Here is a 26091-nt window from a genome sequence, read left to right as displayed (position 1 = left end):
TTTGTATTAAAATTAGATTAATAGAATGTTAAAAAATACTGGTTATTTAACCCTGGTGTTGTTTATGTTAACGGTTTGTTCATTAAAAGTTAACGCGCAAAATTATAAAACCGGTACCTGGGCCATCGCTACCGTTGTATTACCCGGCGATAGTACACATAAATGGGGTGGATACATCGAATTGCAATCGCGTGCTAACGAATTGTTTAACCAATTTTTTTATTACGAAACAAAAGGTGGCGTAAGCTACGATATTGCGAATAACTACACGGCATTATTTGGTACCGGCAGATACGTAACCAAAGATTTTACTAACCTGGATGCACCGCCCACCGTGCAGGAATTCAGGATGTGGGAGCAGCTTACCATCAACTCTTTTTTAGACAGGATAAAACTGGAGCACCGCTATCGGGCCGAACAGCGCTGGCTAAATGGCATCTATCGCAATAGGTTCCGTTATCGTTTAAATGCGGTTATCCCGATAAACCATAAAAAGATCTCGCCCAAAACCTTTTTCGTATCCATATTCGACGAAGTTTTTTTTAACAACAAGGCCCCGCATTTCGAGCGTAACCGTTTTTCGGCAGCTCTGGGTTACCAGTTCGATAAATCTTTGAGTGTGCAGGCAGGCTATCTGGATCAGTATAATTACAGCCTTACATCTGCCGGGGCAAAAAATAATCTGGCCATAACGGTTATGTACCGTATTAACCGCAAGAATGGTAAGCCTAAAGAGCATATCCCTACCACAAACGATTAATAATCATTACAAATACAAAATTTGCGTTGGTATTTCCTGTTTTTGCACTTAACTTAGCCCACTAAATTAGTATAGTAAACACTCAAAATCCGATAATAAGAAACTATGAGCTTAATAATTGATGTTCATGCACGCCAGATACTTGATTCGCGTGGAAACCCTACAATAGAAGTAGATGTAATTACAGAGAACGGTGTAGTTGGCCGTGCCGCAGTACCATCTGGTGCCTCTACCGGTGTGCATGAAGCCGTTGAGCTTCGCGATGATGATAAAGCCGTTTACATGGGCAAAGGTGTTTTAAAAGCCGTTGACAACGTAAACAACATTATAGCAGACGAACTTAAGGGTGTTGATGTATTTGAACAAAATGCGATCGACGCGATCATGATAGCCCTTGACGGTACCGAAAATAAAGGTAAACTGGGTGCTAACGCTATCCTGGGCGTTTCTTTAGCAGTTGCTAAAGCTGCCGCGCAAGAAAGCCGCCAGCCTTTATACCGTTACATTGGCGGTGTTAATGCCAATACCTTGCCTATCCCGATGATGAACATCGTTAACGGTGGTTCTCACTCTGATGCGCCTATCGCGTTCCAGGAGTTTATGATCATGCCTGCGGGCGCTTCATCATTCTCTGAAGCATTGCGTTGGGGTACCGAAGTATTCCACAACCTTAAAAAGATCCTGCATGACAGGGGCCTTTCTACCGCTGTTGGTGATGAAGGTGGTTTTGCACCAACTTTTGAGGGTACCGAAGATGGCGTTGAAACCATTTTAAAAGCGATTGAAAAAGCAGGTTACAAACCTGGTGTTGATATATTTTTGGCGTTTGATTGTGCCGCCTCTGAGTTTTACAAAGATGGTAAATACGATTACACCAAATTTGAAGGCGAAAAAGGTGCTATCCGCACCAGCGAGCAACAGGCAGATTACCTGGCCGAATTAGCTGCCAAATACCCAATCATTTCTATTGAAGATGGTATGGCCGAGGACGACTGGGCCGGCTGGAAATTATTAACCGAGAAGATTGGTGATAAAGTACAGTTAGTAGGTGATGATTTGTTTGTAACCAATGTAAAACGTTTACAACAAGGTATCGATAATGATACCGCAAACTCTATACTGGTAAAAGTTAACCAGATAGGTTCGTTAACAGAAACCATAAACGCGGTTACCTTAGCACAAACTAACGGTTACACATCAGTAATGAGCCACCGTAGCGGCGAAACGGAAGATGTTACCATTGCCGACTTAGCTGTTGCCCTTAACTGTGGCCAGATCAAAACCGGTTCGGCATCACGATCAGACAGGATAGCTAAATACAACCAGTTATTGCGTATAGAAGAAGAACTGGGCGAAGCTGCCCGTTTCATCGGCAAAAACTTTAAATATCTGCCAAAGAAATAATCCCCCAACCTCTTGAAGGGCAATAAAATACGAAAAGCCGGTTAAGTGATTGACCGGCTTTTTTTGTCATATTTTCAGTTTGCAACTGAAAATTAGTTGCAAATATTAATTAAAATTTTTATTTTTGATAATACAGTATAATTATATTGTATCGTCCCGAAATAGAAGTAAAAAGTAAGATAGTTAAAAAGTAAAAGTTTGAGGGAAAACAAATGAAAAATTTCAAGTCATTAACGCATGTCCATACAAGACAAATTAATCAGTCGGTTGTTATCTGTTCCCAAGGACTTTACCTGGGATGAATTATGTAAAATTGTAGCTTTTTTTGGCTACGAAGAATTAACCGGTGGCAAAACAGGTGGATCAAGAAGAAGATTTGTTGATAGCAAAAAAGAAGTTATCACGCTTCATAAACCTCACCCCGGTAACATTGTTAAAGCATATGCTTTAAAACAAGTTATTGCTCATTTAAAAGAAAAGGGTCACATACAAGATGAATGACATCCTACAATATAAAAACTATTACGCATCGGTGCAGTTTAGCGCTACTGATGAAGTTTTCTTTGGAAAAGTCTTAGGTATAAATGATTTGGTAAGCTTTGAGGGCTCATCAGTTGCAGAACTTAAAATTTCTTTCGAAGAAGCAGTAGAAGATTATTTAGAAACGTGTATAGAGATTGGTAAAGAACCGGATAAGACGTATAAAGGGACTTTCAATGTTCGTGTTCCTGCCAATTTGCACAAAGAAGCTGCATTGTATGCGGCTATTCATAATATTACACTTAACGAATTTGTTAAGGTAGCACTTTCCTATACGCTCGATCATAAAAAGGAAATTGCTACTGCTATAGATGGTAAACAAGATGCTTCTTTTGAACATGCCTGATTATACTTGCCAGTAAGTATATAAGCTATAATAATCATTAAAAAGCAACGCCCCTTCAGTTTTCCGAAGGGGCGTTTGCTATGATATATTAATTGTTGATTTTGGCTGATTATCTGCCGCCGGCCGGTGCGCCGCCGCCGGTTTGGTCGCCGCCCTGTATCTGGTCGTCGTTATTAACGCCTTTCTTTTTCTTTTGCTGCGGGTTGCTAAAGCTTATTTTACCGAAGCTGTAGCTAAATGTTATACCAAAAGATTGAAAAGGAAACTGTGTACTGCTAACCTGGGTAAAACCAGGGCTTGATATATTTTGGTTAAATGATTTATTAACTGCAAAAGGCTGCACGGTGTTAAAGCCAATAGAAGCCTTTTTATCCATAAACTGTTTTTTAATACCAAAGGCATAGATACCAAACGCCGGGCTGGTACCCTGTATGGTTCTGCGGGCAGAGTTGGTAAAACCAAAGGCCTCTACAATAAAGTTTTTAGGCAAGGTAAGCTGTGCACTGCCAAACATGGTAGACATCAGCCTTGTTTTTAAAGCATCCTGGTTTACAAAGCCAGCGTATTGCGCATAAACTGTTGGGTTATAAGTAAACAGGTTAATGTTAGCACGTATGGTTAGTGCTTTGAAAGGCGTTATCGAACCGAAGAAGCTTGCACCTACCGAGTTATTTCTGGCCACGTTATTTTGCTCTGTACGGGTACCGTTTACAGTGCTGTCTCCAACTATTTCGGTTATTGGCCTTGCTATACCTTCTATCAGGTCATTAGTTCTTTTATAATAAACCGAGAAGTTTATTACGGAAGATTTGATGTAGGTGTTATAATTTAATTCAACAGTTTGAGATACCTCCGGCGCCAGATTAGGGTTACCAACTGATTGTGCCTGAATGCTGCTTCTGTTGATAAACGGATTTAATACCTGCAAAGATGGCCTTTGGATACGCTTGCTGTAGGATAGTTTTAATGTATTGGCACCAAATACTTTTTGTAAGGTTAAGCTTGGTACATAAGTATTATAGCTTGCCGAAAACGGGCTTAATACTTGCTGGTTCTCGCCGCTTGCAAAAGGCGTTTCGGGGTCACCTTTTATACGGGTGTTCTCATAACGGAAACCGGCTAATAACGAATAACTTTTTGGTAATGTAATGGTAAACACACTATAACCGGCATAAACATTTTGATTGTAATTATACAGGTTAGAGTTCTCTGTATCTAAAATTGGGTTATCGCCGTTAGGATAATCTACCGAATAAATATTGTAAACGCTGTTTATACGCCTTTGTATAGTTTTACCACCTGCCTCAAGCTTTAAAGTTTTGCTGATAGGCAGGGTGTAGTCTGCCTGGGCGGTATATTCATTGTTTTTGCCGTTGTTATCGCCCTTTTGGCTGGGTTGCCTTGCGCTGAATAAGCTGGTATAATCTGTTTTGATAATACTGTGGCTCCACTGGCCCGATACCGTGATCTCATGGCCCTCCTTTTTAAATTTGTGCGTGTAATCTACATTCCAGTCAAACCCGCTAAACTTATTTTTAGAACCGGTTTTACCAATATAGTTAAGGTTTTTTGTAGAATCAATTAAATCTTTGATACTGTATGTACCACCGCCATTAGCGTTAAAGCCACCATCATTTAAGGCCAGCGTACTGTTAATGCTGTTAAAGCCATTAAACTCGTAACCAGCGGTTAACGTACCTCTTGCACCGTGGCGTTTAATTTCATTGCTGGTGTTGTTTACGTTGCGCTGGTTAACAGCGCCTGTTTGGATCGTTTGGTCAAACAGGGTAGTTGATGTTTGTGGCCAAGTAAGGTTGCCGCCTAGGTTGGCAGAGAAGTTAAAGCGGTTTTTATTGTAGTTTAAATTCACGTTACCGTTATTTTGGCGTGTACCCACACCACCGCTAACAGAACCGCTTATACCTGATGCATTTTTTGTTTTAGTGATGATATTAATGATACCGCCAGATCCCTCCGCATCATATTTAGCTGATGGCGAGGTTATCACCTCAATGTTTTTGATCTGATCGGCAGGGATGGTTTTTAATACATCGCTTAAGCTTGCTGATGTTGCGCCGGATGGTTTACCATTTATCAACACGCGAACGTTCTGATCGCCGCGGATGGCTACGTTACCGTTCATGTCAACAGATACCAGGGGCACTTTCTGCAGTACATCTGTAGCATTGCCACCTGCTGCGGTAAGATCTTTTTCGGCGTTGTAAACGATCTTGTCGATCCTGTTTTCTACCAGCGCCTGCTGACCAACAATCTGTACCTCTTTAAGCGCTTTTGCACTTGGGGCCAAAACAAGGGTACCCATATTATTGTCCGGCTTTGCCGCGGTGGTTTCAACCGGGTCGAAAGTTTTGGTTGGGTACCCGATAAATGATATGGTGATCTTATATTTACCGGCACGCACGTTATCGATCTTAAAGTTCCCTTTTTCGTCCGTTAAAACACCGTTTACGGGCGATTTTGCGCCGCTTTTGAACAGGCTGATGGTTGCATAGTCAACCGGTTTTTTGGTAAGTGAATCTATCACCGTACCAGAGATTTTCCCCACAATGCTGGAACCCCCGCCACCGCCCGGAATCTGGGCTTTGGCTAATACAGCAGTACAGATAACTATTAAAAGTAAAAATATACGTTTCATAAATTTGAGCGTTTTTAGGCGTTTTGGTAATTGGAGGCAAAAATGCCTAAAATGTTACAGGCAGGTTAAATTTTACCCCGATTATGTAGCAATGTAATGTACATGTTACACTAAGGCGCAGCAAAAAGCCCCTGTGCATTTACAATCCCCTGTAACAGGGCCATAAATGCACAGAGGCTTAAATAGTTGAATATTTATATTACGATATTTACAATGCGGCCTTTTACCACAATCACCTTTTTAGGGGTTTTGCCATCCAGGTATTTTTGTACATCGGCATTGGCTAAAACAGCAGCCTCAATATCAGCGGTTTCCATAGTTAACGACAGGCTGACATTGGTTTTCATCTTACCGTTGAAAGATACCGGGTAGCTAAATTCATCTTCTACCAGGTAAGCCGGGTTAAATATAGGGTAAGCCGCGGTAGATATTGTGCCGGCAGGGTTACCCAGCAGTGTCCAAAGCTCCTCGCAGATGTGCGGTGCGTAAGGGGCAAGTGTAATCACCAATTCCTGCAAAATAGCACGTTTGCTGCATTTAAGGTCGGTAAGTTCGTTAACCGCTATCATAAAGCTGGATACGGATGTATTGAACGAAAAACGTTCGATATCCTGCTCCACTTTCTGGATGATCTTATGTAACGATTTCAGCTCGGCTTTGGTAGGCGCTTCGTCACTTACGTTAAAGTTAAAATCGGCATCATGAAAAAGCTTCCAGAATTTACGCAGGAATTTGAATACACCCTCGATACCGTTAGTATTCCATGGCTTACTCTGCTCCAGCGGACCTAAAAACATCTCGTACATGCGCAGGGTATCTGCTCCGTAACGGGCAATCAGATCATCCGGGTTTACCACGTTAAACTTGGATTTGGACATTTTTTCGACTTCAACACCGCAGATGTATTTGCCGTTCTCTAAAATAAATTCAGCATCAGCAAAGTCTTCTCTCCATGCTTTAAACTTGTTCACATTCAAAACTTCGTTCTCTACAATGTTTACATCAACATGTAGCGGCGATGTTTTGTATTCTTTGATCAAGCCGTGCGAAACAAATGTATTAGTGCCTTTTCCTTCTTCATCTATCAACCGATACACGAAATTACTTCTACCCTGTATCATTCCCTGGTTAATCAGTTTTTTGAAAGGCTCTTCCTCAACCACTTTACCAATATCCTTTAAAAACTTGTTCCAGAAACGGCTATACAAAAGGTGGCCGGTAGCATGTTCGCTGCCGCCGATGTACAAATCCACATCTTTCCAATATTCAATAGCCTCGCGCGATGCAAATTCCTGGTCGTTATGGGCATCCATATAACGGTACCAGTACCAGCTGCTGCCTGCCCAACCCGGCATGGTGCTTAGTTCGTAAGCGTAGAAGGCCTCGGCCCCCTCTAAATCTTCCCCGATAGGGGATACTTTACCTTCTGCTTTGTAGCTCCAATCCGTAGCGCGGCCCAGTGGCGGTTCGCCGCTTTCGGTTGGCAGGTATTTATCAATTTCGGGCAATAACAATGGCAGGTGCTGCTCTTCTATCAAATAGGGCAGGCCGTCTTTAAAGTAAACCGGCACCGGCTCCCCCCAGTAGCGCTGGCGGCCAAAAATAGCATCCCGCATCCTGAAGTTTACTTTGGCTTTGCCTAAGCCAAGTTCTTCCAGCCTGGCAACTACTGCGGCTGTGGCCTCTTTGTAGCCCAGTCCGTTTATAAAATCACTGTTAATGTATTTACCTTCCTTGGTCGGGTCGGCTTCTATTTCAATATTCTGGATATCGATGATCGGGATGATGGGCAGGTTAAAATGTTTGGCAAACAAAAAGTCGCGCTGGTCGCCAGATGGTACGGCCATCACGGCACCGGTACCATAGCCGGCCAAAACATAATCAGCTATCCACACCGGCACTTTCTCGCCATTAAGCGGGTTAGTTACATAGCTGCCCGTAAATGCGCCTGATACCGTTTTAGTATCGGCCATACGGTCAAGCTCGCTTTTCTTTTTGGTTTGGGCAATGTAGGTCTCAATGTCGGCCTTTTGCCCGGGCGTGGTTAATTCAGCCACCAGCTCATGCTCGGGCGCTATCACCAAAAAACTTACCCCAAAAACAGTATCTACACGGGTAGTGAAAACTTCAATGTAGGAAGCAGCCTCACCCCGGCCCTCTCCAAAGGAGAGGGAGTTAGAACCTTCTTCTGAAGTCCTCTCCTTTGGAGAGGATTTAGGTGAGGCTTCCAACGGAAACCTTACGCTTGCGCCAACGCTTTTACCTATCCAGTTGCGTTGCATTTCTTTTAGCGGCTCGGGCCAGTCAATATGGTCAAGGCCTTGTAACAGGCGCTGGGCATAGGCGGTAATGCGCATGCTCCACTGCATCATTTTCTTTTGTTCTACAGGGTAGCCGCCGCGCTCGCTAAAGCCATCTTTCACCTCGTCGTTAGCCAGTACGGTACCTAATGCGGCACACCAGTTAACGGTACTTTCGCGCAGGTAGGTAAGGCGATATTTTAGCAATTCGGCTTGCTGTTGCTGCGCGCTAAATGCTTTCCATTCATCGGCGGTAAAGCTTAAAACTTCTTCATCGCAAACGGCATTTACACCGGCAGAACCATTACTTTCAAAATGCGCTACCAGTTTGGCAATGCTTTGCGCCTTATCAGCATCTTTATCGTAATAGCTGTTAAACAGCTGCATAAATATCCACTGTGTCCACTTATAATAATCGGGCGAACTGGTGCGTACCTCGCGGTCCCAGTCGAACGAGAAACCGATCTGGTCCAGTTGACGGCGGTAAGTGGCTATATTATCCTCGGTAGTAACCGATGGATGCTGCCCGGTTTGTATGGCATATTGCTCGGCAGGCAGGCCAAAGCTATCGTATCCCATGGGGTGCAATACGTTAAAGCCTTTTAGGCGCTTGTAACGTGCAAAAATATCAGAAGCGATGTAGCCCAGCGGATGGCCAACATGCAGCCCCGCGCCCGATGGGTAGGGAAACATATCCAGCACATAATACTTGGGTTTACCAGATTGATTATCGGCCCTGAAAGTTTTGTTTTCGGCCCAGAATTTCTGCCAGTCCTTCTCTATTTTTTGAAATTGATAGTCCATTTGCTTTTACCGTATAAGGTTGCGAAAATAGTAAAAACTGCTTTAACATCAGCGTTTGCCAGTGAGTTTCAATAAAGTCTATATAATATATAGGTTAACATTAAACTTGGTAAGCCGTTTTTTATCCCTTATTTTCGACCGCAATGACACAGCGGTTTAAGGATAAAGATATGCAGGCGGTAATAGGCTGGGTACTGCGTGCCGGGGTATTTGTATCTATGCTGGTTGTTTTTACCGGCGGCGTTATTTACCTGTACCGCCACGGCCATGTAATAACCAACTATCATGTGTTTAAAGGCGTGCCCGATTTTATCCATAGCCCGGCAGGCATCATCAACGGCATACTTACTTTAAGGGGCAGGGCCATTATACAGGCCGGTATTGTTTTATTGATAGCCACACCTGTGGTACGTGTAATATTCAGCGCAATTGGTTTTATCCTCGAAAAAGATTACCTGTACACCTTTATTACTTTTATTGTGTTGCTTGTTATTGTTATCAGTGCCTTTAGCGGCCATGCCGGTTAACATTTTGTAAAAACTTTTTTGGCTTTGCCCTGCTATCATATTATGCGCAGGCATCCGGTACAATCATCGGCCTTACAAAGCATTGGTTACGATGCAGATAAACACATCCTCGAACTGGAGTTTAAAGAAAACGGCGGTGTGTGGCAGTACTTTAATTTTAAACCCCCGGCCTATAAAAAATTCATCAGCAGCCAATCGCTCGGGCACTTTTTTGTAACCAAAATAAAGGGTAAGTATCCCGAAGAAAAGGTGAAGTACCTTTAATTGTTCAACCGGATACGGTTTTGGATATCCTCGTTACCGATAACGTGTTTTGCAGCGCTTTTTACGGTTGCTTTACCAAAGCGGTAGCTAAAGCTTAAAGTAACTTTGCGGTATTCTCTCCTGTCTACCATGCTACGGTTAAGGTTTTGGTAATTGGTGTAGGCACGGTCTCTGTTCGTTCTGAAAATATCTTCGGCAACAAGGCTAAGGCGGCCAAGTTTGTTTAATATTTGTTTACTGATGCCCGCATTCATAAAATAGTTTGGCCTAAACTGGTTAATGCCGTAAAAGGTGGCGGTTTCGTATTTACCGCTTAATTGTGCCGTTATAGTGCTGTTTAATTGAAAATACTGGGTGGTATTAATAATAACATCGCCGGTGCCTTTGTTTAGGTTGCCATATTGGCTGTAAGCTACGTACCGCTGGTAAGATGCATCAATATCATAAGTGCTGCGCCACCATGTGGTAAAAGTAACAGGTGTATTGATGTTGATGCCATAAGTATAAAGCCGGCCCAGATTAACATTGGTAGTGGTGCTTATTTTGGTGGTATCATTTTGGTTATAGAACGGGAACGACGCACCTGTAAGCAAAGTGGCGTATAAAGCGGTAACTGTTTGCTGCTTGTAAGTATGTGTTAACCTTACCGAACTATTGTACTCGGGCATTAGGTAGGGGTTGCCCGCCTGGTAATTATACAGATCTACAAAGTATAAAAAGGGGTTTAGCTTATCGTAACCGGGCCTGGTGATGCCTCTGGTGAATGATAGGGCGTATTCGTTATTATCGTTATACCGGTAATTTAATAAAACAGTGGGGAACAGGTTAAAGTATTTGCGGATGGTGGTATGCTTATTTGTAACCGATGTGCCATTATTATAGGTGTACTCGCCGCGCAGGCCGCTTTCCAGATCAAACTTGCCAAACTTGCCGTTGTAGTTAACATAACCGGCGCCAATGCTTTCTTTAAAAATAAAGTAATTGCTGTAGTTATTATCAATGGTATAAATACCATTAACCTGCGGGCCAAAAACAAGGTTATTATCGGTATTGGTATAACTGTATTTTAAGCCTGCTTCCAGTTTGGCATCTTTTGGCAGCGGATTGGTGTAGGCTATGGTACCGGTCCAGTTATTGATTTTTGTTGGAGAGATATTTTGTAATAACAATGGGTTGCGGTAAGCGGCGCCGGCTGCATCAAAAAATTCGTTGGTAATATACTCTGCAGATTTGCGCGAAGTATGGTTATAGGTAATATTGGCCGATATACTTCTGCCTGTTTTATCAAGCGTACCGTTATAATTTAGGTTATAGTTGATGTTGGTAATATCCCTGTTTATGCCGGATGTTGCCTTAATAACAGAATCTAACACGCCCTGGTTAGTTATGTGCAGATCATTGTTTTTATGGAATACATTATCGCTTACAAACCCGTTAACTAAAAAGCCGATGCTTTGGCCCGGCGACAAAAAGAAATCTGTACCCAGCGCAAAGGCGTGATTACGGTTTTGCTGGATGTTGTTATACATGGTGTTATAATCGCTTTGTACACCGGCATAATTGATGCCCCTGTCGGTAAGGATCTCCCTGAAGGTTTTGTTGGCAGTAAAATTATAATTACCAAAAATATTGTAGCCTGCGGTGCGATGATTTAAAGATAAACCGGCGTTGGCTTTGTAATAGGTACCATACCCTGCCGATGTATTTAAAGTGCCGTTGGTACCCAGGTTTTTCCCTTTTTTATAAATGATGTTGATGATACCACCCGCCGCAGCATCGTACTTTGCCGATCCGCCGGTTATCAGTTCCATGCGGTCTATATTACTGCCCTGGGTGCTTTTTAAGAGCGCGGTAAGGTCGGCGCCGCTTAAATTAGTGGCTTTCCCGTCTATCAGTATCAGGGCATCCTGCCGCCCGCTGATACTTACATTCTCGTTATTATCCACACGCACACCCGGCGATTGCCTTAAAATATCCAGTGCCGATTGCCCGTCGGCAATGATGCTGGCTGATGGATTGATTATGGTTTTGCCCGGCCGCACTTCCACATAAGGTTTTCTGCCAACAATGGCTACTTCTTTAAGCTGGCTACTGGCAGGGGATAGCAAAATGATACCGGCCGAAACCGTTTGCCCGGGTTTTAGAGTATATACTGCAGAATAGGCTTTTTTATAGCCAAGCCGGGTAGCCAGAATAAGGTATGCGCCTGCAGATACAGCTGTAAACCGGTAATTGCCTTTAGGGTTAACCAATGCAGATGCAACCGCGGCAGAATCGGGCAGTTTTAATAAAACAACGGTGGCCGCATCGGCAGCCTGGTTATTTTGTATCCAAACACTCCCGCTAATTACCGATGAACCTGTTTGGGCGTAACAAAAATTAAATAAGCCTGCCAGGATAACCGTAAAAAAGCAACCAAATTTAACCCTCATTAATTTACCTCGTAGAAATTTGCTTTATAGTTATTTTAGTTTTAGATTTTAAATATAACAAATGCTTGCATCCTATTATAGCTTTTACGAATTTATATTAAAATTGTTGCCGGCGGCTATTTATTAAAGGTAATACTTGCAATTTTATTAATTTCGCCAAAGAAGAAAGCCATCATTATAACATGAAGAAGATATATTTTATAATACTTGCCCTGTTTTTTACCGCACAGTTAAAAGCACAGGATTTGCCTGCTAATTACGCACTTACAGCAAGCAAGTTTGTACGGTTTTATAACGGTAACCAGCCCGATAGCATATTTAATATGTTTAGCCCCGAAATGAAAACCAGCCTGCCGCTGGATAAATTCAAATCGACAACCGTACAGCTACGATCTCAGTTGGGCACATTAAAAAAAGCAGACTTTTTGAAGTATAACCAACCGCTGGCAGTTTATAAGGCAACCTTTGATAATGCCGTGTTTTTGTTAAATATATCATTAAACAACCAAAATAAGCTTACCGGCTTATTATTGAGCCCGTATGCAGAAGAAGCTAAAACCATTGCCCTTGATGCTTCCTTAAAGGAATCGCCTGTGTTGCTCAAAACATTTTCGGGCACCATATCGGGCACTTTAGCCATGCCGGTTAACGCTTCGGGTAAGATCCCTGTAGTATTGATCATCCCCGGGTCTGGCCCTACAGACAGGAATGGTAACAGCGCCAAACTGGGCCTAAACGGCAATACCTATAAAATGCTGGCTAACGAACTGGGCAAAAACGGCATTGCAACCCTGCGTTACGATAAGCGTATGGTGGGCCAAAGCACAACTACTACCAAAGAGAAAGAATTGCGTTTTGAAGATTATGTAGATGACGCTGTGGGCCTGATCAATTTATTAAGCGAGGATCAGCGTTTTTCGAAGGTGATCGTACTGGGCCACAGCGAGGGCTCGCTGGTAGGCATGTTAGCCATCCGCGATCAGCCTGCAAATGCTTTTATATCCGTTGCCGGTGCAGGCCGCTCGGCAGATATTGTTGTTACCGAGCAAATGAAGGCTTATCCAAAGTATATTCAGGATAACTTTAAAACCATGCTGGACAGCCTGAAAAAAGGCAAATTCACAGATAATATCGACCCAAAACTTTATCCTATAGCCCGGCCTGATATTCAGCCCTATTTATTATCGTGGTTTAGATACATGCCGGTAAGAGAGCTGAAAAAGGCTAAAGTGCCGGTATTGATCTTGCAGGGCACAACAGACATACAGGTACCCACTACGGACGCCGATATGCTGAAAAAAGCAAAATCAGACGCTACCCTGGTAATTATACCCAACATGAACCACATACTAAAGGAAGCCCCGGCTGATAAAGACAAGAACCGGGCTACCTACAGCGATCCGGATCTGCCGCTGAAACCCGAACTGGTAACGGCAATAACTAATTTTGTGAAGGGGCTGAAGTAGAAAAGCCTCACCCTGCCCTCTCCCAAAGGAGAGGGCTCTAATAGTTGAAGGTTTTTTTCAAGTTCTCTGCTTTGAAAAGGATTTAGGTGAGGCTACATCTGCTAACTTTTCCACGCGCCCAGTAAACGCCTCAGTAGGATGATCTCTGCTATATGATATGCATTATGATCGGCTATCTGTAAGGCCTCGCGCAGGATGCTTTGCCCGTCGCCGTGAGGTATTTTGGCATAAATATTACCACTTTTTAAAAGGGCGATAAACTCATTTCTGTCGGCATCGATTTGGGCGATAGTGTTGTTCCATGCGTCGTCATCTGCAGGTTCGGCCTCTTTTGGCCAGTAATCATCAGGCCATTTTAGTGATTGATGGCTGCCGTTCTTGCTAAACTCCAGCATATCCCACTGTGCTATCCGGATATGCTCTGCCAGTTGCCAGATGCTGTAAGGCAAGTTGTGGGGCTTACTGCCGCGCAGGTTGGCGGATAAACCGCTGAGTGCATCCTTTAAAGTGGCGTGCGCACCGCCGCCTTCCAGCAGCTTTATTAATTCGTTTATCAGTATATCGTGTTGATGATCCATAACTAATCTGTTTTGTAATTAACAAATTAGGCCCGGGTTTGATTTATTTGCTTCAAAAGTTTTAAGTTTATGCACCAAAGCAAAATTTAACGCAGTGATCAAAAAGATACTATTAATGGCCCTGTATGTGGGCGCATTTACCGCTTGTAAAAAGGACGGGCAATCTATGCAGGATGTTTCGTTGAGAGATGATGCAGCTTTTATCAGGTACGAAGACCATTTTTTAGAAGAGTTGTGGAAAAATAATCCCGACTGGGCTACCAGCGTAGGCTACCATAAATACGATAGTGTGCTGCTTGTCCCGAATGATAAGACCAGGGCGCAACTCGTCAAATTTGCTAAAGTGCAATTAGATTCGCTGAACCGTTACGAGGTAAATACCATGAACGATGCGAACAAGATAGACCATCATTTGATGCAAAACCAAATGGAAAGCCTGCAATGGAACACCGAGCAATTGAAACAATACCAGTGGGACCCATCTTCCTATAACGTAATAGGCACTTTTGCCACCATACTAAATGAGTCTTATGCACCGCTAAGTAAACGCCTGCGCAGCTTTTACCAAAAAATGGAGAACATACCGGCATATTATAAAGAGGCCGAAAAGCAACTTAAAAACCCGGTTGCCGAATTAACCAGCCTGGCTATCGAGCAGCATCTGGGCGGTGTAAGCGTTATCGAAAGCGATTTTGCCGATTCGTTAAAGAAAACAAATATCCCGGCCGCCGAACAAAAACTGATGTTGGACAGGGCCAAGGTATCTGCGGCAGCCATTAAGGAATATGCTGCTTATTTAAAAGCGCTGAAGAATGATAAACCCCGCAGTTTTAGGCTGGGCAAGCAGCTTTACGAAACCAAGTTTAAATACGATATACAGGCCGAAGGTACAGCGCAGCAAACCTTTAACTCGGCCGTTGAACGTAAAAAGTACCTGCACCGCGAAATGGCAAAACTTAGCCGTAAACTGTGGCCAAAATATTTTGGTACGCAGCCTATACCTAAAGATTCGCTGGAGTTTATTGCCAGGGTGATAGATACCTTATCGGCCAAGCATGTTGCGCCTGATGATTTCCAGTCGGCTATTGAACGGGAGATCCCTAAGCTTACTGCGTTTATCAAAGCAAAAGACCTGGTTACTTTAGACCCAACCAAGCCGCTGATAGTGCGTAAAGAGCCTGCTTATATGGCGGGTGTTGCCGGTGCTTCTGTCAGTTCGCCGGGGCCTTATGACAAGGGTGGCAATACCTATTATAACGTAGGGAGTTTAGCCGGCTGGCCGGCCAGCAAGGCAGAAAGCTACCTGCGCGAGTATAACGACTATATTTTGCAGATCCTTTGCATCCACGAGGCTATACCGGGGCATTACACGCAACTGGTGTATGCCAATCAATCGCCAAGTTTAATAAAATCTGTACTAAGCAATGGTGCTATGATAGAGGGCTGGGCCGTATTTAGCGAACAGGAAATGATTGATGCAGGTTTTGGCGATAACGCCCCCGAAATGCGCCTGATGTGGTATAAATGGCACCTCCGCTCGGTGTATAATACCATACTGGACTACAGCGTGCACACCGGCGCTATGACCCAGGAACAAGCCGTAAAAATGCTTACCAAAGAAGCCTTTCAGCAACAAGCCGAAGCCGATGGTAAATGGAAACGTGTAAGTGTAAGCAGCGTGCAGTTAACCAGCTATTATACAGGCTATAAAGAGATAAATTCACTGCATGATGAGTGGAAGAAAAAGCAGGCCAATAACTATAAGCTAAAACAATTTAACGAAAAATTTTTGAGCTATGGCAGCGCCCCGGTAAAATTCATTAAAGAGGCCATGTTTAGCATACCTAAGATAGATACGAAGAATTAAGGTAGTTTCAGGGGCAGAAATAAGGGTATGAAAGCGATATTTAAGCTAAATAAGCCGGTTTAATACCGGTTTATTTCTTTTTTTCGTGTACAATCACAAAAACGTCTTCGTTATCCTTTTTCATGAGGTACTTTTCGCGGGCAAACTTTTCCAGTTTGGCTTTGTCTGAGGTGAGTTCTTCCAGATCTTTGTTCACTTTGGCCGTTTCTGTTTGGTAAAAGGCCTGTTCTTGCTTTAACTTGTTCAGCTGCTGATGGTATTCGTATTGAGAGAAAAGATCGTTCTTATCGAAAAATATCATCCAGATCACAAAAGCCAGGGTAACCAGGAAGAATTTGTTCTTGATAAGATCAATAAGGCGTTTCATTTGTGCTGGTTATAATTTCACTTTAAAGTTATTTAATTTCTTTGAAGGATGCAAATATAATTTAGTGGCCGCAGATTTTGAAAAAACTTAAAAATACAGGGTAAATAAGCGATCCAAAACCACTTTTTTTCGACCCCAAAACGCCCAAAAAAAGGCCGGGAATAGCCAGGTTTTTACCTCATTGCTATTCCCGGCCTTTTTTACTAAAAAACTATCTTCTGCCGGATGATGATCTGCTGGCGCCGCTCATACCGCTGGCACCGCCGCGGCTGTTGCCTGCGCCGCCGCTGCCACCACGATGGCCCGCCGGGCGGCCGCCTGCGCCAGCCCTTTTGTTGCCGCCCCCATGCCTGCCGCCTGCCGGCGTTGCACTTTTAGGCGTACCGTTTTTGGCTTTGCTCATCATCTTTGCCGTCATGGCTTCGTAGCTGAGGGGGTAGGGATGGCCCAGCTCAACCGGGATCTCTTTGGCTATTAGTTTATGAATATCTTTCAGGTAATCTATCTCCTCCTCGCCATCGCAAAACGTAAGGGCTATGCCGCTTGCACCTGCACGGCCGGTACGGCCAATACGGTGTACATAGGTTTCGGGAATGTTAGGGATCTCGTAGTTAATAACGTGGGTAAGCTCATCAATATCAATACCGCGGGCGGCAATATCGGTAGCTATCAGTACACGTGTGGTACGGTTCTTAAAATTAGTTAAGGCCCGCTGGCGTGCATTTTGCGATTTATTGCCGTGGATGGCCTCGGCGGTGATGCCCGCCTTTATCAGGTCTTTCACCACTTTATCTGCTCCGTGCTTGGTGCGGGTAAATACCAGTGCGGTTTTAATATCCTTATCTTTTAAGATGTGGTTAAGCAACAGGCGCTTATCATTTTTACTTACATAAAACAGGGCCTGCTGAATGGTATCTGCAGTAGATGATACCGGGGCAACCTCTACGCGTGCCGGTTTTTGCAAAATAGAATCGGCCAGGCTCTGGATCTCGTTGGGCATGGTAGCGCTAAAAAAAAGCGTTTGCCTGTTGGCCGGTACCTTGGCTATGATCTTTTTAACATCGTTTACAAAACCCATATCCAGCATGCGGTCGGCCTCGTCCAGTATCAGCATCTTTATCTGATCGATGTGTACGTAACGCTGGTTCATCAGGTCTAACAAACGGCCCGGGGTAGCTATCAGGATATCTACGCCGCGGCGCAGGGCATCCACCTGCGGGTTTTGCGATACCCCACCAAATATAACCAGGTTTTTAAGGCCGGTGTGCTTGCCGTAAGCCGTAAAGCTTTCGCTGATCTGGATAGCCAGTTCGCGGGTGGGGGTAAGTATCAGGGCCTTTATCTGTTTCTGCTCTTTATGTTTTTGCTTATCTAAAAACAATAACTGTAAAATAGGGATAGCGAAAGCAGCCGTTTTACCGGTACCGGTTTGGGCGCAGCCAAGCAGGTCGCGGTGTTGGAGTATGTAAGGTATTGCTTGTTCTTGTATGGGGGTAGGGTTGGTATAACCCTCGGTTTTTAAAGCCCTTAAAATAGGCTCAATTAAATTTAAATTTTCGAATGACATGTAATGTTTGTAATGTATGTGCTAACGCGAAGCATTAAGCGGGTCTGAAGAGTGTCTAATAAATCAAAACCGTAATCAACGGGTAATTGCTGCAAAGATACGTTTTTTATAATGAAGTATGGGGGTGGGTTATAAAGTGATAAAATAGTGACAGGCCGGTGGCATGGGGCGAGGTATATAGAGGCACGATACTTCGCATTTTTTAGGGATGATTGGTTAGGCAGTGTAGCATGGCCGGGAGGCGGGAAGTATCGAGCCTTTATGATGAATGTTTAATGATGTGGCTGGAGGCGCGAAGTATCGCGCCTCTACGAGGAATGTTAATGCTTTGGCGGGGAGGCGCGAAGTATCGCGCCTCTACGAGGAATGTTAAATGATGTGGCTGGAGACGGGAAGTATCGAGCCTTTATGATGAATGTTAAATGATGTGGCTGGAGGCGCGAAGTATCGCGTTTCTACGAGGAATGTTCATGTTTTATTCCTTCGTTATTCTGGTTTCAGCATTTTTCCGATCTGCCTTCCTGCTCAACCAGCCATCCAGCAGTATCAAACCGAAGCCTGTCATGATAGATACGTCGGCAGCGTTAAAAACCCCGGTTTGCAGGGCGCCGAATTTAAGGTGTATAAAATCGGTTACCGAGCCGTGGGCTATCCTGTCGTACAGGTTGCCTATACCGCCGCCAATGCAAAACAGGATGCCCATGGTAAGCATATTGCTCATATTGTTTTTTAATACTACATAGGCCAGGGCGCCAAGCAGGGCCAGCACTGGCAGCAGCGTGAGTAAAATAAAGCGGAACGGCTGCACCAGTTTATCGCCCAGGCTTAAAAAAGCGCCGGTATTTTCTACGTGTAAAAGCGTAACATGGTCGTTAAAAAAATGGTATTGATTATAAAAGTTGATGTGCGCGCGCATCATTGATTTAGTTACCTGGTCGCAGCCCACGTTTAACATTACAATAAGCAGGATGATGACGATACGGTAGGTGCCTTTTAATTTCATTGCCGCTAATGTATAAGATTTATGCTTATTTAATATCTTTAACCTAACACAAACCAACCCGATCATGAAAAATTTAGTAATTGCTTTAGGCTGCCTGCTTACCCTATCGGCCTGCCAAAGCGGCGAAAATAAAGTTGCTGCCGAAACCAAAACCGCAACGCCATACACCGTGCCTGATGATGCAGCCATTACCCAGGCCGTGCATGACGCCTACACCGCCATCAGCTTTAAAAAAGGAGAGCAGCCCCGCTTTGATGAAATAAAAAACTACTTTATCCCGCAAACCCAGATGATCAACTTTCGTGCAGATACCGCCGGGTTTACCAATTTGCCGGCATTTGTAAATCTGTACAAGCAATTTGTAAATACCAACCATATCCGGCTTTTTTACGAAGAAGAGCTATATGGCAAAAACGAGCAGTTTGGCAAAATTGCCCACCGCATCAGTACTTACAAAACCTACCTGAATACCATGGATACCATTGCCGAACGTGGTGTGAACAGTTTCCAGCTGATTAAAACACCCCGGGGCTGGAAGGTAAGCAGCATCATTTGGGACGTAGAAAAGCCAACCCTAAAAGTGCCCGCTTACTATTTGAAATAAAGTGATTAAATGTGCAGATGAAGAATAGATATTAGGATGTGCGGCAAGTTCTTAAATTCAATTTCAGACGAACCTACTTATTGTTGGCAATACTTTTTAAGTGTTGTGGTACGGCGTTTGGGTCCAGCCGGTAGGTGAGTTTTGCATACTTACGGGTACTATCCTGTTTTGGTGTATAGGAGTAGGCCGCGGCTATCTGCGCGTATAAGCCTGCATTTTTAGGTTCAATTACAACAGCTTTTTTCAATAAGATAATTGCTGTATCTAAATACACCTGCTTTTTTGTTGCTAAGTAAGTATTGCCATAGCTAACAGATGCATCGTTTAAAAGCCGGGTATATTTTGGATTAAGTTTTATCGATCTGGTAAAAAAAGGTAACGATTCCTTAAACTTTTTTTGCATACCCAACAGGTTGCCAAATCCCCAGTAGATTTGGTAGTTTAAACTATCCAATAGCCAGGCCTGGTTAAAGCGCATCATTGCAGTATCTAACTTTTGGGCAGAAAGATATTGCCAGCCACGCTGTACCATGTGCTTGGCTGCATCTTCGCGGCGGCTGTATGCCTTGTCTACTGCAGCAAGAAACTCTTTGTCGTATTCAATTTGCTCTTTGCATTTTTTTACGCCACCATACATCGGTAATTTATTGATATCTGCCGGGCAATCCTGCGATTGTGCGCATGCCGAAAATAAGATGAGTAAAAAGGGCAGCAGCCAGATTTTTTTCATGAAACAAGCATAAGGTTCAGCTGCTAATGTATTAAAATCTTATTTTATGAATACAGTAAAACTTTTTAAAGTTTGGCCTAAGCCTATCATTCTGAAAAAAGCTACTTTCATGTTAAAACAAGTCCCCGAAGTATAAGTGTTCTGACGATTCTTAAATTCCACAAACTCCGGTTCAGACCAAAAAATAAACGCCTTTCAAGCTAAACTCGAAAGGCGTTTATTTTGATCTACGTATCTGTACAGCAGATATTATTTCTTCATCATGCCGATAAAATCATCAAACAGGTAACGGCTGTCATGCGGGCCCGGGGATGATTCCGGGTGATATTGTACCGAAAATGCATTCTTATTTTTTACACGGATACCTTCTATCGACTGGTCGTTAAGGTTTACGTGGGTGATCTCTACTTTATCAGATGCGCGCACGGCTTCCTGCACTACACCAAAGCCATGGTTTTGTGAAGTTACCTCGCAGTGGTTGATGATTACGTTTTTAACCGGGTGGTTTAAGCCGCGGTGGCCGTTAAACATTTTTTTGGTTGGGATATCGTTAGCCAGGGCCAGCAATTGGTGGCCAAGGCAAATACCAAACAGCGGTTTATCTGTTTCCAGGATCTTTTTAACAGTATCGATAGCGTATGGCATGGCCGATGGATCGCCGGGGCCGTTAGAGATGAAGTATCCTGATGGGGCAAAATCCTGCTCCATCTCCTCAAAGGTGGTTTTTGCCGGGTAAACTTTGGCGTAAACGTCGCGGTCGTCAAAATTACGCAGGATGTTTTTCTTAACCCCAAGATCCAGCACGGCTACGCGGTAGGCAGCATTTTCATCACCAAAGGTGTAGGTTGCTTTGGTTGATACCTGCGAAGAAAGCTCCAGGCCGTCCATATCGGGCGCTTGGGCCAGTTTAGCTTTCAGTTCATCCAAGTCTAAAATCTCTGAAGAGATGATGGCGTTCATGGCGCCTTTATCGCGTATATGGCGAACCAACTGGCGGGTATCCACATCAGAAATGCCCACGATGTTCTGCTCCTGAAAATAATCCTGGATAGATTCATTAGCCTGTTTACGGCTGTAGGCAATGTTATAGTTTTTGCAAACCAAACCCGCTATCTGGATCTGTCCCGATTCCACTTCTTCGGTGTTGATGCCATAATTACCGATGTGTGCATTGGTAGCCACCATAATTTGCCCAAAGTAAGATGGGTCGGTAAATATTTCCTGGTAGCCGGTCATGCCGGTGTTAAAGCAAATTTCGCCTGTGGTGGTACCAATTTTCCCGGCGGCCTTACCATAAAATACGGTTCCGTCGGCTAATAATAAAACAGCAGGCAATTTGGTGAAATGATTCATGTAGCAAAAAAATTGAAAGGGTTATTGATTCGGATTTTCTGGCACGAAGCTCCGTGAAAACAAACCGGAAGGCTGAAGTAAGATACCTCTTTATTCACGCCGCAAAAATAGAAAAATATTTACGATTTTAGATATACGATTTTAGATTTGTTTAAATAGCCCGCACCCTGATGCGTTTATGAAACATTACAAGCTTGTAATGTGCTTTGGCAGCCACAAGCAAATCGTAATTCTACAATCGTAATTCTAAAATCAAAACCTACCTTTGCAGTATAACACTAAACAGATACCATGTCGGTAAACAAGGAAGTTAAACGCATAACCACGCATATACTGCAGGAAATGAAGAACCGTGGCGAGAAGATAGCCATGCTTACAGCCTACGATTTTTCGATGGCTGCCATTGTAGATAATGCAGGTATGGATATTATCCTGGTGGGCGATTCGGCCAGTAATGTAATGGCCGGGCACGAAACCACGCTGCCCATCACGCTCGATCAGATGATCTATCATGCCTCGTCGGTAGTGCGTGCCGCAAAAAGGGCGCTGGTAATTGTCGATCTGCCCTTCGGCTCGTATCAGGGTAATTCAAAAGAAGCGTTGGCCTCGGCTATCCGGATCATGAAAGAAGCCGGTGCGCATGGCGTTAAGTTAGAGGGTGGGGTAGAGATCGCAGAATCGGTAACCCGGATCCTTACCGCAGGCATCCCTGTAATGGGCCACCTGGGCCTAACCCCGCAATCTATCTATAAATTTGGCACTTATACCGTACGCGCTAAAGAAGAAGCCGAGGCGGCCAAGCTAAAAGAGGATGCCTTAAAACTGCAGGAACTGGGCTGTTTTGGGGTGGTGTTAGAAAAAATTCCGGCTAAACTGGCTGCCGAGGTAAGCCAATCGCTTAACATCCCAACCATTGGTATTGGCGCAGGCCAGCATTGCGATGGCCAGGTTTTGGTGATACATGATATGCTGGGGATAAACAAAGGCTTTAAGCCCCGTTTTTTGCGCCAGTATGCCGGCCTGTTTGATGTAATGAACGATGCCATCAGCAATTATGTGGGCGATGTAAAGGCAAAAAACTTCCCGAACAGGAAGGAAGAATATTAATGAAGTACATGGTCTATAGTTAATGGACCATAGCAATATATAACATCATACAACTATGGGCCATTGACTATGGACCATCGACTAAAAGAATGGCGCGACCGGAATTTAATTATATAAGCAAGGATATTACCGATGCTGACATATTGTATGAGGATAACCACCTGATAGCAGTAAATAAGCGCGCGGGCGATATTGTGCAGGTAGATGATACGGGCGATGAATCGTTAGATGAGAAGGTGAAGCGGTATATCGCCCAAAAATATAACAAACCCAACGGTGCATTTTTAGGTGTTGTGCACCGGCTGGACAGGCCCGTTAGCGGGGTTATTTTGTTTGCTAAAACCAGCAAGGCGTTAGAGCGGATCAATAAAATGTTTAAGGCGCGCGATATGCATAAAACCTATTATGCCATTGTGCGCAAGCGCCCCCAGCCCGAAGCCGGTACACTGGTGCATTACCTGATAAAAAACCCGCAAAAAAACGTTACCAAAGCGCACGATAAGGAAGTGGCCGGCAGCCAGCGGTCTGAACTGAATTATAAGCTTGCAGGCGAGCAGGATGGCTATTATGTGATAGAAGTTGACCCGATAACCGGCCGGCCCCACCAGATAAGGGTGCAGCTATCTACCCTGGGTTGCCCCATTGTTGGCGATAATAAATACGGCTACCCGCGCGGCAGCCTGCGCAAAAGTATTTGCCTGCATGCCCGCCGGCTGCAGTTTATGCACCCTGTAAAAAACGAACCTATACTGATTGTGGCGCCGCTGCCCAAAGATGGTTTTTGGGAGAAGTTTGAGGGGCTGATAGCATAGTATTTTTAAGCATAAGCTAATAATACCAACGCCATTCATCTGCCGTGTTATTTGGGTTCCCAAAGTTCAATGATGTTGCCTTCAGGGTCAAGCACGTGTACAAATTTGCCGTAATCGTATTCTGCGATCTCATCCACAACGGTTACGTTATCTTTTTTTAGTTCATCTACCAGCATAACCAGGTTTTCTACCCGGTAGTTGATCATAAAAGGCTTGGGCGAGGGGTTAAAATAACCCGTATCCTGCGGAAACGTACACCAGGAGGTAGACCCGGTTTTCGATGGGTCATCAGCCTGCCGCCATTCAAATGTGGCGCCGTATTCGCCGGCGGCCAGCCCCAGGTTTTTGGTGTACCAATCGTTCATGCGCTGCGGGTCATCGCATTTAAAAAAAACGCCGCCCAGGCCGGTTACTTTTTTCATAATGATGTAAGTGTAATTGATTTAATAAGCGTGATCTTGTAAAGCAATTTCCATCTATTTTAGGATAAAAACAAATCAGGGTTTAAAACAGCTGTTATAACAGCCCGGCATAATAGCTGTTATTTTTAATACGCCTGCACTAATACATCGGTGGGTATTTTCATGTTATCGTGCAGTAGCCTGATCATTTCTAATGATAACTTTCTTTTTTTATTCAAAATTTCGCTTGCCCGGCTTTTTAAGCCTATAACTTTGGCCAGGTCACTTTGGTTATAGCCCATTTGTTCCATTCGGAATTTGATAGCTTCTATCGGGTCGGGAAACGATATCGGGAAATGTTCGTTTTCGTATTTTTCAATCAGGATACCTAATATCTCCAGCTCATCTCCGTGTTCCGAGCCATAGGCGGCATCAAATATCAGTTCTAACCGCTGTAAGGCCTGTTGATAATCTTTTTCGTCTTTAATTGGTTTGATGGTCATAATTAAATTTTTGTAGCATCAATCTTATCGTATTCTGCATGGGTTGGGATATTTTACAAACCCTTCACCTTTTCCCAAACTTCCTCATCTACCCAAACCCCTTCATTCATACTTTGCCTGCGGGTGCGCAGCATGTTCTCGCCGGGGAAAAGGATCTCTTTTTCGGCTTCGCTGCTTTTGGTGTAGCTGATGATCTCGTTTATCATGGCTTCGTTTTTCTCCGGATCTGTTTTAATAGCTATAAATACCTGCGATACCCCGCTTTCCTTTCTGCCGGCCTGGGTAATAACCGCCGTTGAATCGCCCCCGCTTAACAGGGTAGCCAGCATATCGAGCACCAACGAAAGGCCCGATCCTTTCCAGAAACCAATAGGCAGGGCGCGCTTGCTTGCTGCAATAGCGGCTGCATCTGTGCTGAGGTTGCCCGCACTGTCATACCCGCCGGGAACGGGCAGCGGCTTCCCCTCTGCCTCGTACTGCCATAATTTACCAAAAGCATATTGCGATATGGCCATATCCAGCACTACGTGCCCGCCTTTACGCGGCACGGCAATTACCAGCGGGTTGTTGCCCAGGCGCGGTTCGGTGCCGCCCCAGGGGGGCAGGTTGGCAATGGTATTGGTAAAACAAAGGCCTATGTAACCGGCTTCGGCGGCCTGCAGGCCATAGGTGCCGCCGCGCATCCAGTGGTTGGTGTTTTTGATGGCCACGCAGCCAATGCCGTTATCTTTAGCCAGATCAATAGCCCGGTTCATGCAAAATTTTGCATTGAGCATGCCGGGGGCCAGGTGCCCGTCCCATTGCTCTATAGCGCCCAATGCGCTTACCTGCGTGGGCACAGCATGGGGCATTATCAAGCCTTCTTTAATATATGCCACAAAGGTGGGGAAACGGTTAAGGCCATGGCTGTACACCCCATCACGGCTGTTATCGGCAAAGGTGGCGGCGCAGGCCTCGGCAGTTTCATCATTTATATGGAGTTGGGTAAGTACCCGTTTAAATTCGGTACGGAGCTGCTGGTAGGGTATGCGCATATCTTTAGCTTTAGATGATAGATGTAATTGTTATACACCTCTCAAAATATTTGCCAATATAATCAGTTATAAGAATGCGGCTTTTGAATTTGCTTAAGTAAACTATCTTTGTAGCGTAAATGAAGCATAAAAAATTATACTTTTTTCTTTTCGGCTTGCTGATAACGGCCCTTGTTACCAACTCTTGTAAAAAGGAAAAGCAAAACAGTATCCCAACTTTGTTTGCAACAGGCACGTGGCAGTTAAGTTCGATACTGGAATCGCGCTACCTGGGCGATGCGCGGCTTGACCTGGATACCCTGCAATGCGATACAGATCAGTTTTTTACTTTTAATAAAACTGATATGACCTGTACCTACACCAATTTTGATTGTGTGCCGCAAACAGCAGCCGGTACCTGGCAACTATCTGATACCCGGTTGTATCTAAACGCCGATATCACCGTTAAGGATACCACCATGGCGGGCACATCCAAGCCGTTTTTAAATGCGCACATCATCAATATAGGCGAGTATTCTTTAGTGCTGGAAGCCGGCGACATACAAACTTATTATACCGCAACAGACAAGCGTACCATCCGCAGGTATGGTTTTGTGCGTATTAAGCCTTAGGTGCTGATTATTTAATATAATTTTTATATTTTGCGATACAAAAGCTACCAGCCAT

The 26091-nt window shown here is 44.2% G+C and carries 24 protein-coding genes; 12 read left to right on the top strand and 12 right to left on the bottom strand.

Annotated features, from left to right (window positions below; genetic code table 11):
- Nucleotides 1-25 precede the first annotated feature (25 nt).
- The 4 genes from E2R65_RS04075 to E2R65_RS04060 all read left to right on the top strand — a co-directional run bounded on the left by E2R65_RS04075 (nt 26) and on the right by E2R65_RS04060 (nt 3050).
- Complete coding sequence (locus tag E2R65_RS04075; RefSeq protein WP_134335188.1) at nt 26-760, top strand: DUF2490 domain-containing protein; 735 nt, start codon at nt 26-28, stop codon at nt 758-760.
- A gap of 105 nt (nt 761-865) precedes the next feature.
- Nucleotides 866-2164 (top strand): phosphopyruvate hydratase, encoded by a 1299-nt coding sequence (gene eno / locus E2R65_RS04070; RefSeq protein ID WP_134335187.1) that lies wholly within the window; start codon nt 866-868, stop codon nt 2162-2164.
- 237 nt (nt 2165-2401) lie between these two features.
- Nucleotides 2402-2665, top strand: coding sequence for a type II toxin-antitoxin system HicA family toxin (locus tag E2R65_RS04065; RefSeq protein WP_134335186.1), 264 nt, complete (start codon nt 2402-2404; stop codon nt 2663-2665).
- Nucleotides 2658-3050, top strand: a complete 393-nt coding sequence (locus E2R65_RS04060; protein ID WP_134335185.1) for a type II toxin-antitoxin system HicB family antitoxin — start codon at nt 2658-2660, stop codon at nt 3048-3050. Before E2R65_RS04065 ends, E2R65_RS04060 begins: the two co-directional genes overlap by 8 nt.
- A gap of 109 nt (nt 3051-3159) precedes the next feature.
- Here the strand turns inward: E2R65_RS04060 and E2R65_RS04055 are convergent, their stop codons facing one another.
- Both E2R65_RS04055 and leuS read right to left on the bottom strand, forming a co-directional pair.
- A complete protein-coding gene (locus E2R65_RS04055) occupies nt 3160-5706 on the bottom strand; it encodes an outer membrane beta-barrel family protein (RefSeq protein WP_134335184.1) in 2547 nt (848 codons plus the stop codon).
- Between the two features lie 194 nt (nt 5707-5900).
- A complete protein-coding gene (leuS, locus tag E2R65_RS04050) occupies nt 5901-8810 on the bottom strand; it encodes a leucine--tRNA ligase (protein ID WP_134335183.1) in 2910 nt (969 codons plus the stop codon).
- 143 nt (nt 8811-8953) lie between these two features.
- On the opposite strand from leuS, the gene E2R65_RS04045 reads away from it, so the two are divergent.
- Nucleotides 8954-9337 carry a DUF1634 domain-containing protein gene (locus tag E2R65_RS04045; protein ID WP_134335182.1) on the top strand — a complete coding sequence of 128 codons (384 nt, stop codon included), beginning with the start codon at nt 8954-8956 and terminating at the stop codon, nt 9335-9337.
- 42 nt (nt 9338-9379) lie between these two features.
- On the top strand, nt 9380-9601 hold the full coding sequence (locus E2R65_RS04040; RefSeq protein ID WP_134335181.1) for a KTSC domain-containing protein: 222 nt from the start codon (nt 9380-9382) through the stop codon (nt 9599-9601).
- Here E2R65_RS04040 and E2R65_RS04035 read toward each other — a convergent pair.
- Complete coding sequence (locus E2R65_RS04035; protein WP_134335180.1) at nt 9598-12033, bottom strand: outer membrane beta-barrel protein; 2436 nt, start codon at nt 12031-12033, stop codon at nt 9598-9600. The genes E2R65_RS04040 and E2R65_RS04035 overlap by 4 nt on opposite strands.
- A 182-nt stretch (nt 12034-12215) precedes the next feature.
- On the opposite strand from E2R65_RS04035, the gene E2R65_RS04030 reads away from it, so the two are divergent.
- Nucleotides 12216-13499, top strand: a complete 1284-nt coding sequence (locus E2R65_RS04030; protein WP_134335179.1) for an alpha/beta fold hydrolase — start codon at nt 12216-12218, stop codon at nt 13497-13499.
- A gap of 101 nt (nt 13500-13600) precedes the next feature.
- On the opposite strand, the gene E2R65_RS04025 is transcribed toward E2R65_RS04030, so the two are convergent.
- Nucleotides 13601-14077, bottom strand: coding sequence for a DinB family protein (locus E2R65_RS04025; RefSeq protein ID WP_134335178.1), 477 nt, complete (start codon nt 14075-14077; stop codon nt 13601-13603).
- A gap of 94 nt (nt 14078-14171) precedes the next feature.
- Here E2R65_RS04025 and E2R65_RS04020 point away from each other — a divergent pair, with 94 nt between their 5' ends.
- Nucleotides 14172-15944 carry a DUF885 domain-containing protein gene (locus E2R65_RS04020; protein ID WP_229704694.1) on the top strand — a complete coding sequence of 591 codons (1773 nt, stop codon included), beginning with the start codon at nt 14172-14174 and terminating at the stop codon, nt 15942-15944.
- Nucleotides 15945-16014: 70 nt separating this feature from the next.
- Here E2R65_RS04020 and E2R65_RS04015 read toward each other — a convergent pair whose 3' ends face one another.
- From E2R65_RS04015 to lspA, 3 genes are all read right to left on the bottom strand, one after another.
- Nucleotides 16015-16311 carry an FtsB family cell division protein gene (locus E2R65_RS04015; protein WP_134335177.1) on the bottom strand — a complete coding sequence of 99 codons (297 nt, stop codon included), beginning with the start codon at nt 16309-16311 and terminating at the stop codon, nt 16015-16017.
- Between the two features lie 211 nt (nt 16312-16522).
- Nucleotides 16523-17878: a DEAD/DEAH box helicase gene (locus tag E2R65_RS04010; RefSeq protein ID WP_134335176.1), complete on the bottom strand. Its 1356-nt coding sequence runs from the start codon at nt 17876-17878 to the stop codon at nt 16523-16525.
- A gap of 475 nt (nt 17879-18353) precedes the next feature.
- Nucleotides 18354-18881: a signal peptidase II gene (gene lspA / locus E2R65_RS04005; RefSeq protein WP_134335175.1), complete on the bottom strand. Its 528-nt coding sequence runs from the start codon at nt 18879-18881 to the stop codon at nt 18354-18356.
- Nucleotides 18882-18945: 64 nt separating this feature from the next.
- On the opposite strand from lspA, the gene E2R65_RS04000 reads away from it, so the two are divergent.
- Complete coding sequence (locus E2R65_RS04000; protein ID WP_134335174.1) at nt 18946-19485, top strand: hypothetical protein; 540 nt, start codon at nt 18946-18948, stop codon at nt 19483-19485.
- A 73-nt stretch (nt 19486-19558) separates the two neighbouring features.
- Here E2R65_RS04000 and E2R65_RS03995 read toward each other — a convergent pair whose 3' ends face one another.
- The gene (locus E2R65_RS03995; protein WP_134335173.1) at nt 19559-20215 is read right to left on the bottom strand and encodes a tetratricopeptide repeat protein; all 657 of its coding nucleotides are present in this window, start codon (nt 20213-20215) and stop codon (nt 19559-19561) included.
- A 249-nt stretch (nt 20216-20464) separates the two neighbouring features.
- A complete protein-coding gene (gene carA, locus E2R65_RS03990; RefSeq protein ID WP_134335172.1) occupies nt 20465-21568 on the bottom strand; it encodes a glutamine-hydrolyzing carbamoyl-phosphate synthase small subunit in 1104 nt (367 codons plus the stop codon).
- 291 nt (nt 21569-21859) lie between these two features.
- Here carA and panB point away from each other — a divergent pair, with 291 nt between their 5' ends.
- Together panB and E2R65_RS03980 are read left to right on the top strand one after the other, a co-directional pair.
- Nucleotides 21860-22675: a 3-methyl-2-oxobutanoate hydroxymethyltransferase gene (panB, locus tag E2R65_RS03985; RefSeq protein WP_134335171.1), complete on the top strand. Its 816-nt coding sequence runs from the start codon at nt 21860-21862 to the stop codon at nt 22673-22675.
- A gap of 89 nt (nt 22676-22764) precedes the next feature.
- A complete protein-coding gene (locus E2R65_RS03980; RefSeq protein ID WP_134335170.1) occupies nt 22765-23487 on the top strand; it encodes an RluA family pseudouridine synthase in 723 nt (240 codons plus the stop codon).
- A gap of 47 nt (nt 23488-23534) precedes the next feature.
- Here the strand turns inward: E2R65_RS03980 and E2R65_RS03975 are convergent, their stop codons facing one another.
- From E2R65_RS03975 to yiaK, 3 genes are all read right to left on the bottom strand, one after another.
- Nucleotides 23535-23909 (bottom strand): VOC family protein, encoded by a 375-nt coding sequence (locus tag E2R65_RS03975; RefSeq protein WP_134335169.1) that lies wholly within the window; start codon nt 23907-23909, stop codon nt 23535-23537.
- Between the two features lie 125 nt (nt 23910-24034).
- Nucleotides 24035-24391, bottom strand: coding sequence for a helix-turn-helix domain-containing protein (locus E2R65_RS03970; RefSeq protein ID WP_134335168.1), 357 nt, complete (start codon nt 24389-24391; stop codon nt 24035-24037).
- Between the two features lie 53 nt (nt 24392-24444).
- Complete coding sequence (gene yiaK, locus E2R65_RS03965) at nt 24445-25425, bottom strand: 3-dehydro-L-gulonate 2-dehydrogenase (protein ID WP_134335167.1); 981 nt, start codon at nt 25423-25425, stop codon at nt 24445-24447.
- 119 nt (nt 25426-25544) lie between these two features.
- Here yiaK and E2R65_RS03960 point away from each other — a divergent pair, with 119 nt between their 5' ends.
- On the top strand, nt 25545-26036 hold the full coding sequence (locus tag E2R65_RS03960; RefSeq protein WP_134335166.1) for a lipocalin family protein: 492 nt from the start codon (nt 25545-25547) through the stop codon (nt 26034-26036).
- The last annotated feature ends 55 nt before the right edge of the window (nt 26037-26091 follow it).

Origin of the sequence: Mucilaginibacter phyllosphaerae (assembly GCF_004378255.1) — a bacterium.
Classification (GTDB): domain Bacteria; phylum Bacteroidota; class Bacteroidia; order Sphingobacteriales; family Sphingobacteriaceae; genus Mucilaginibacter; species Mucilaginibacter phyllosphaerae.
Note: the sequence above shows the minus strand (reverse complement) of the source record. Positions and strands in the feature narration are given on the sequence as shown.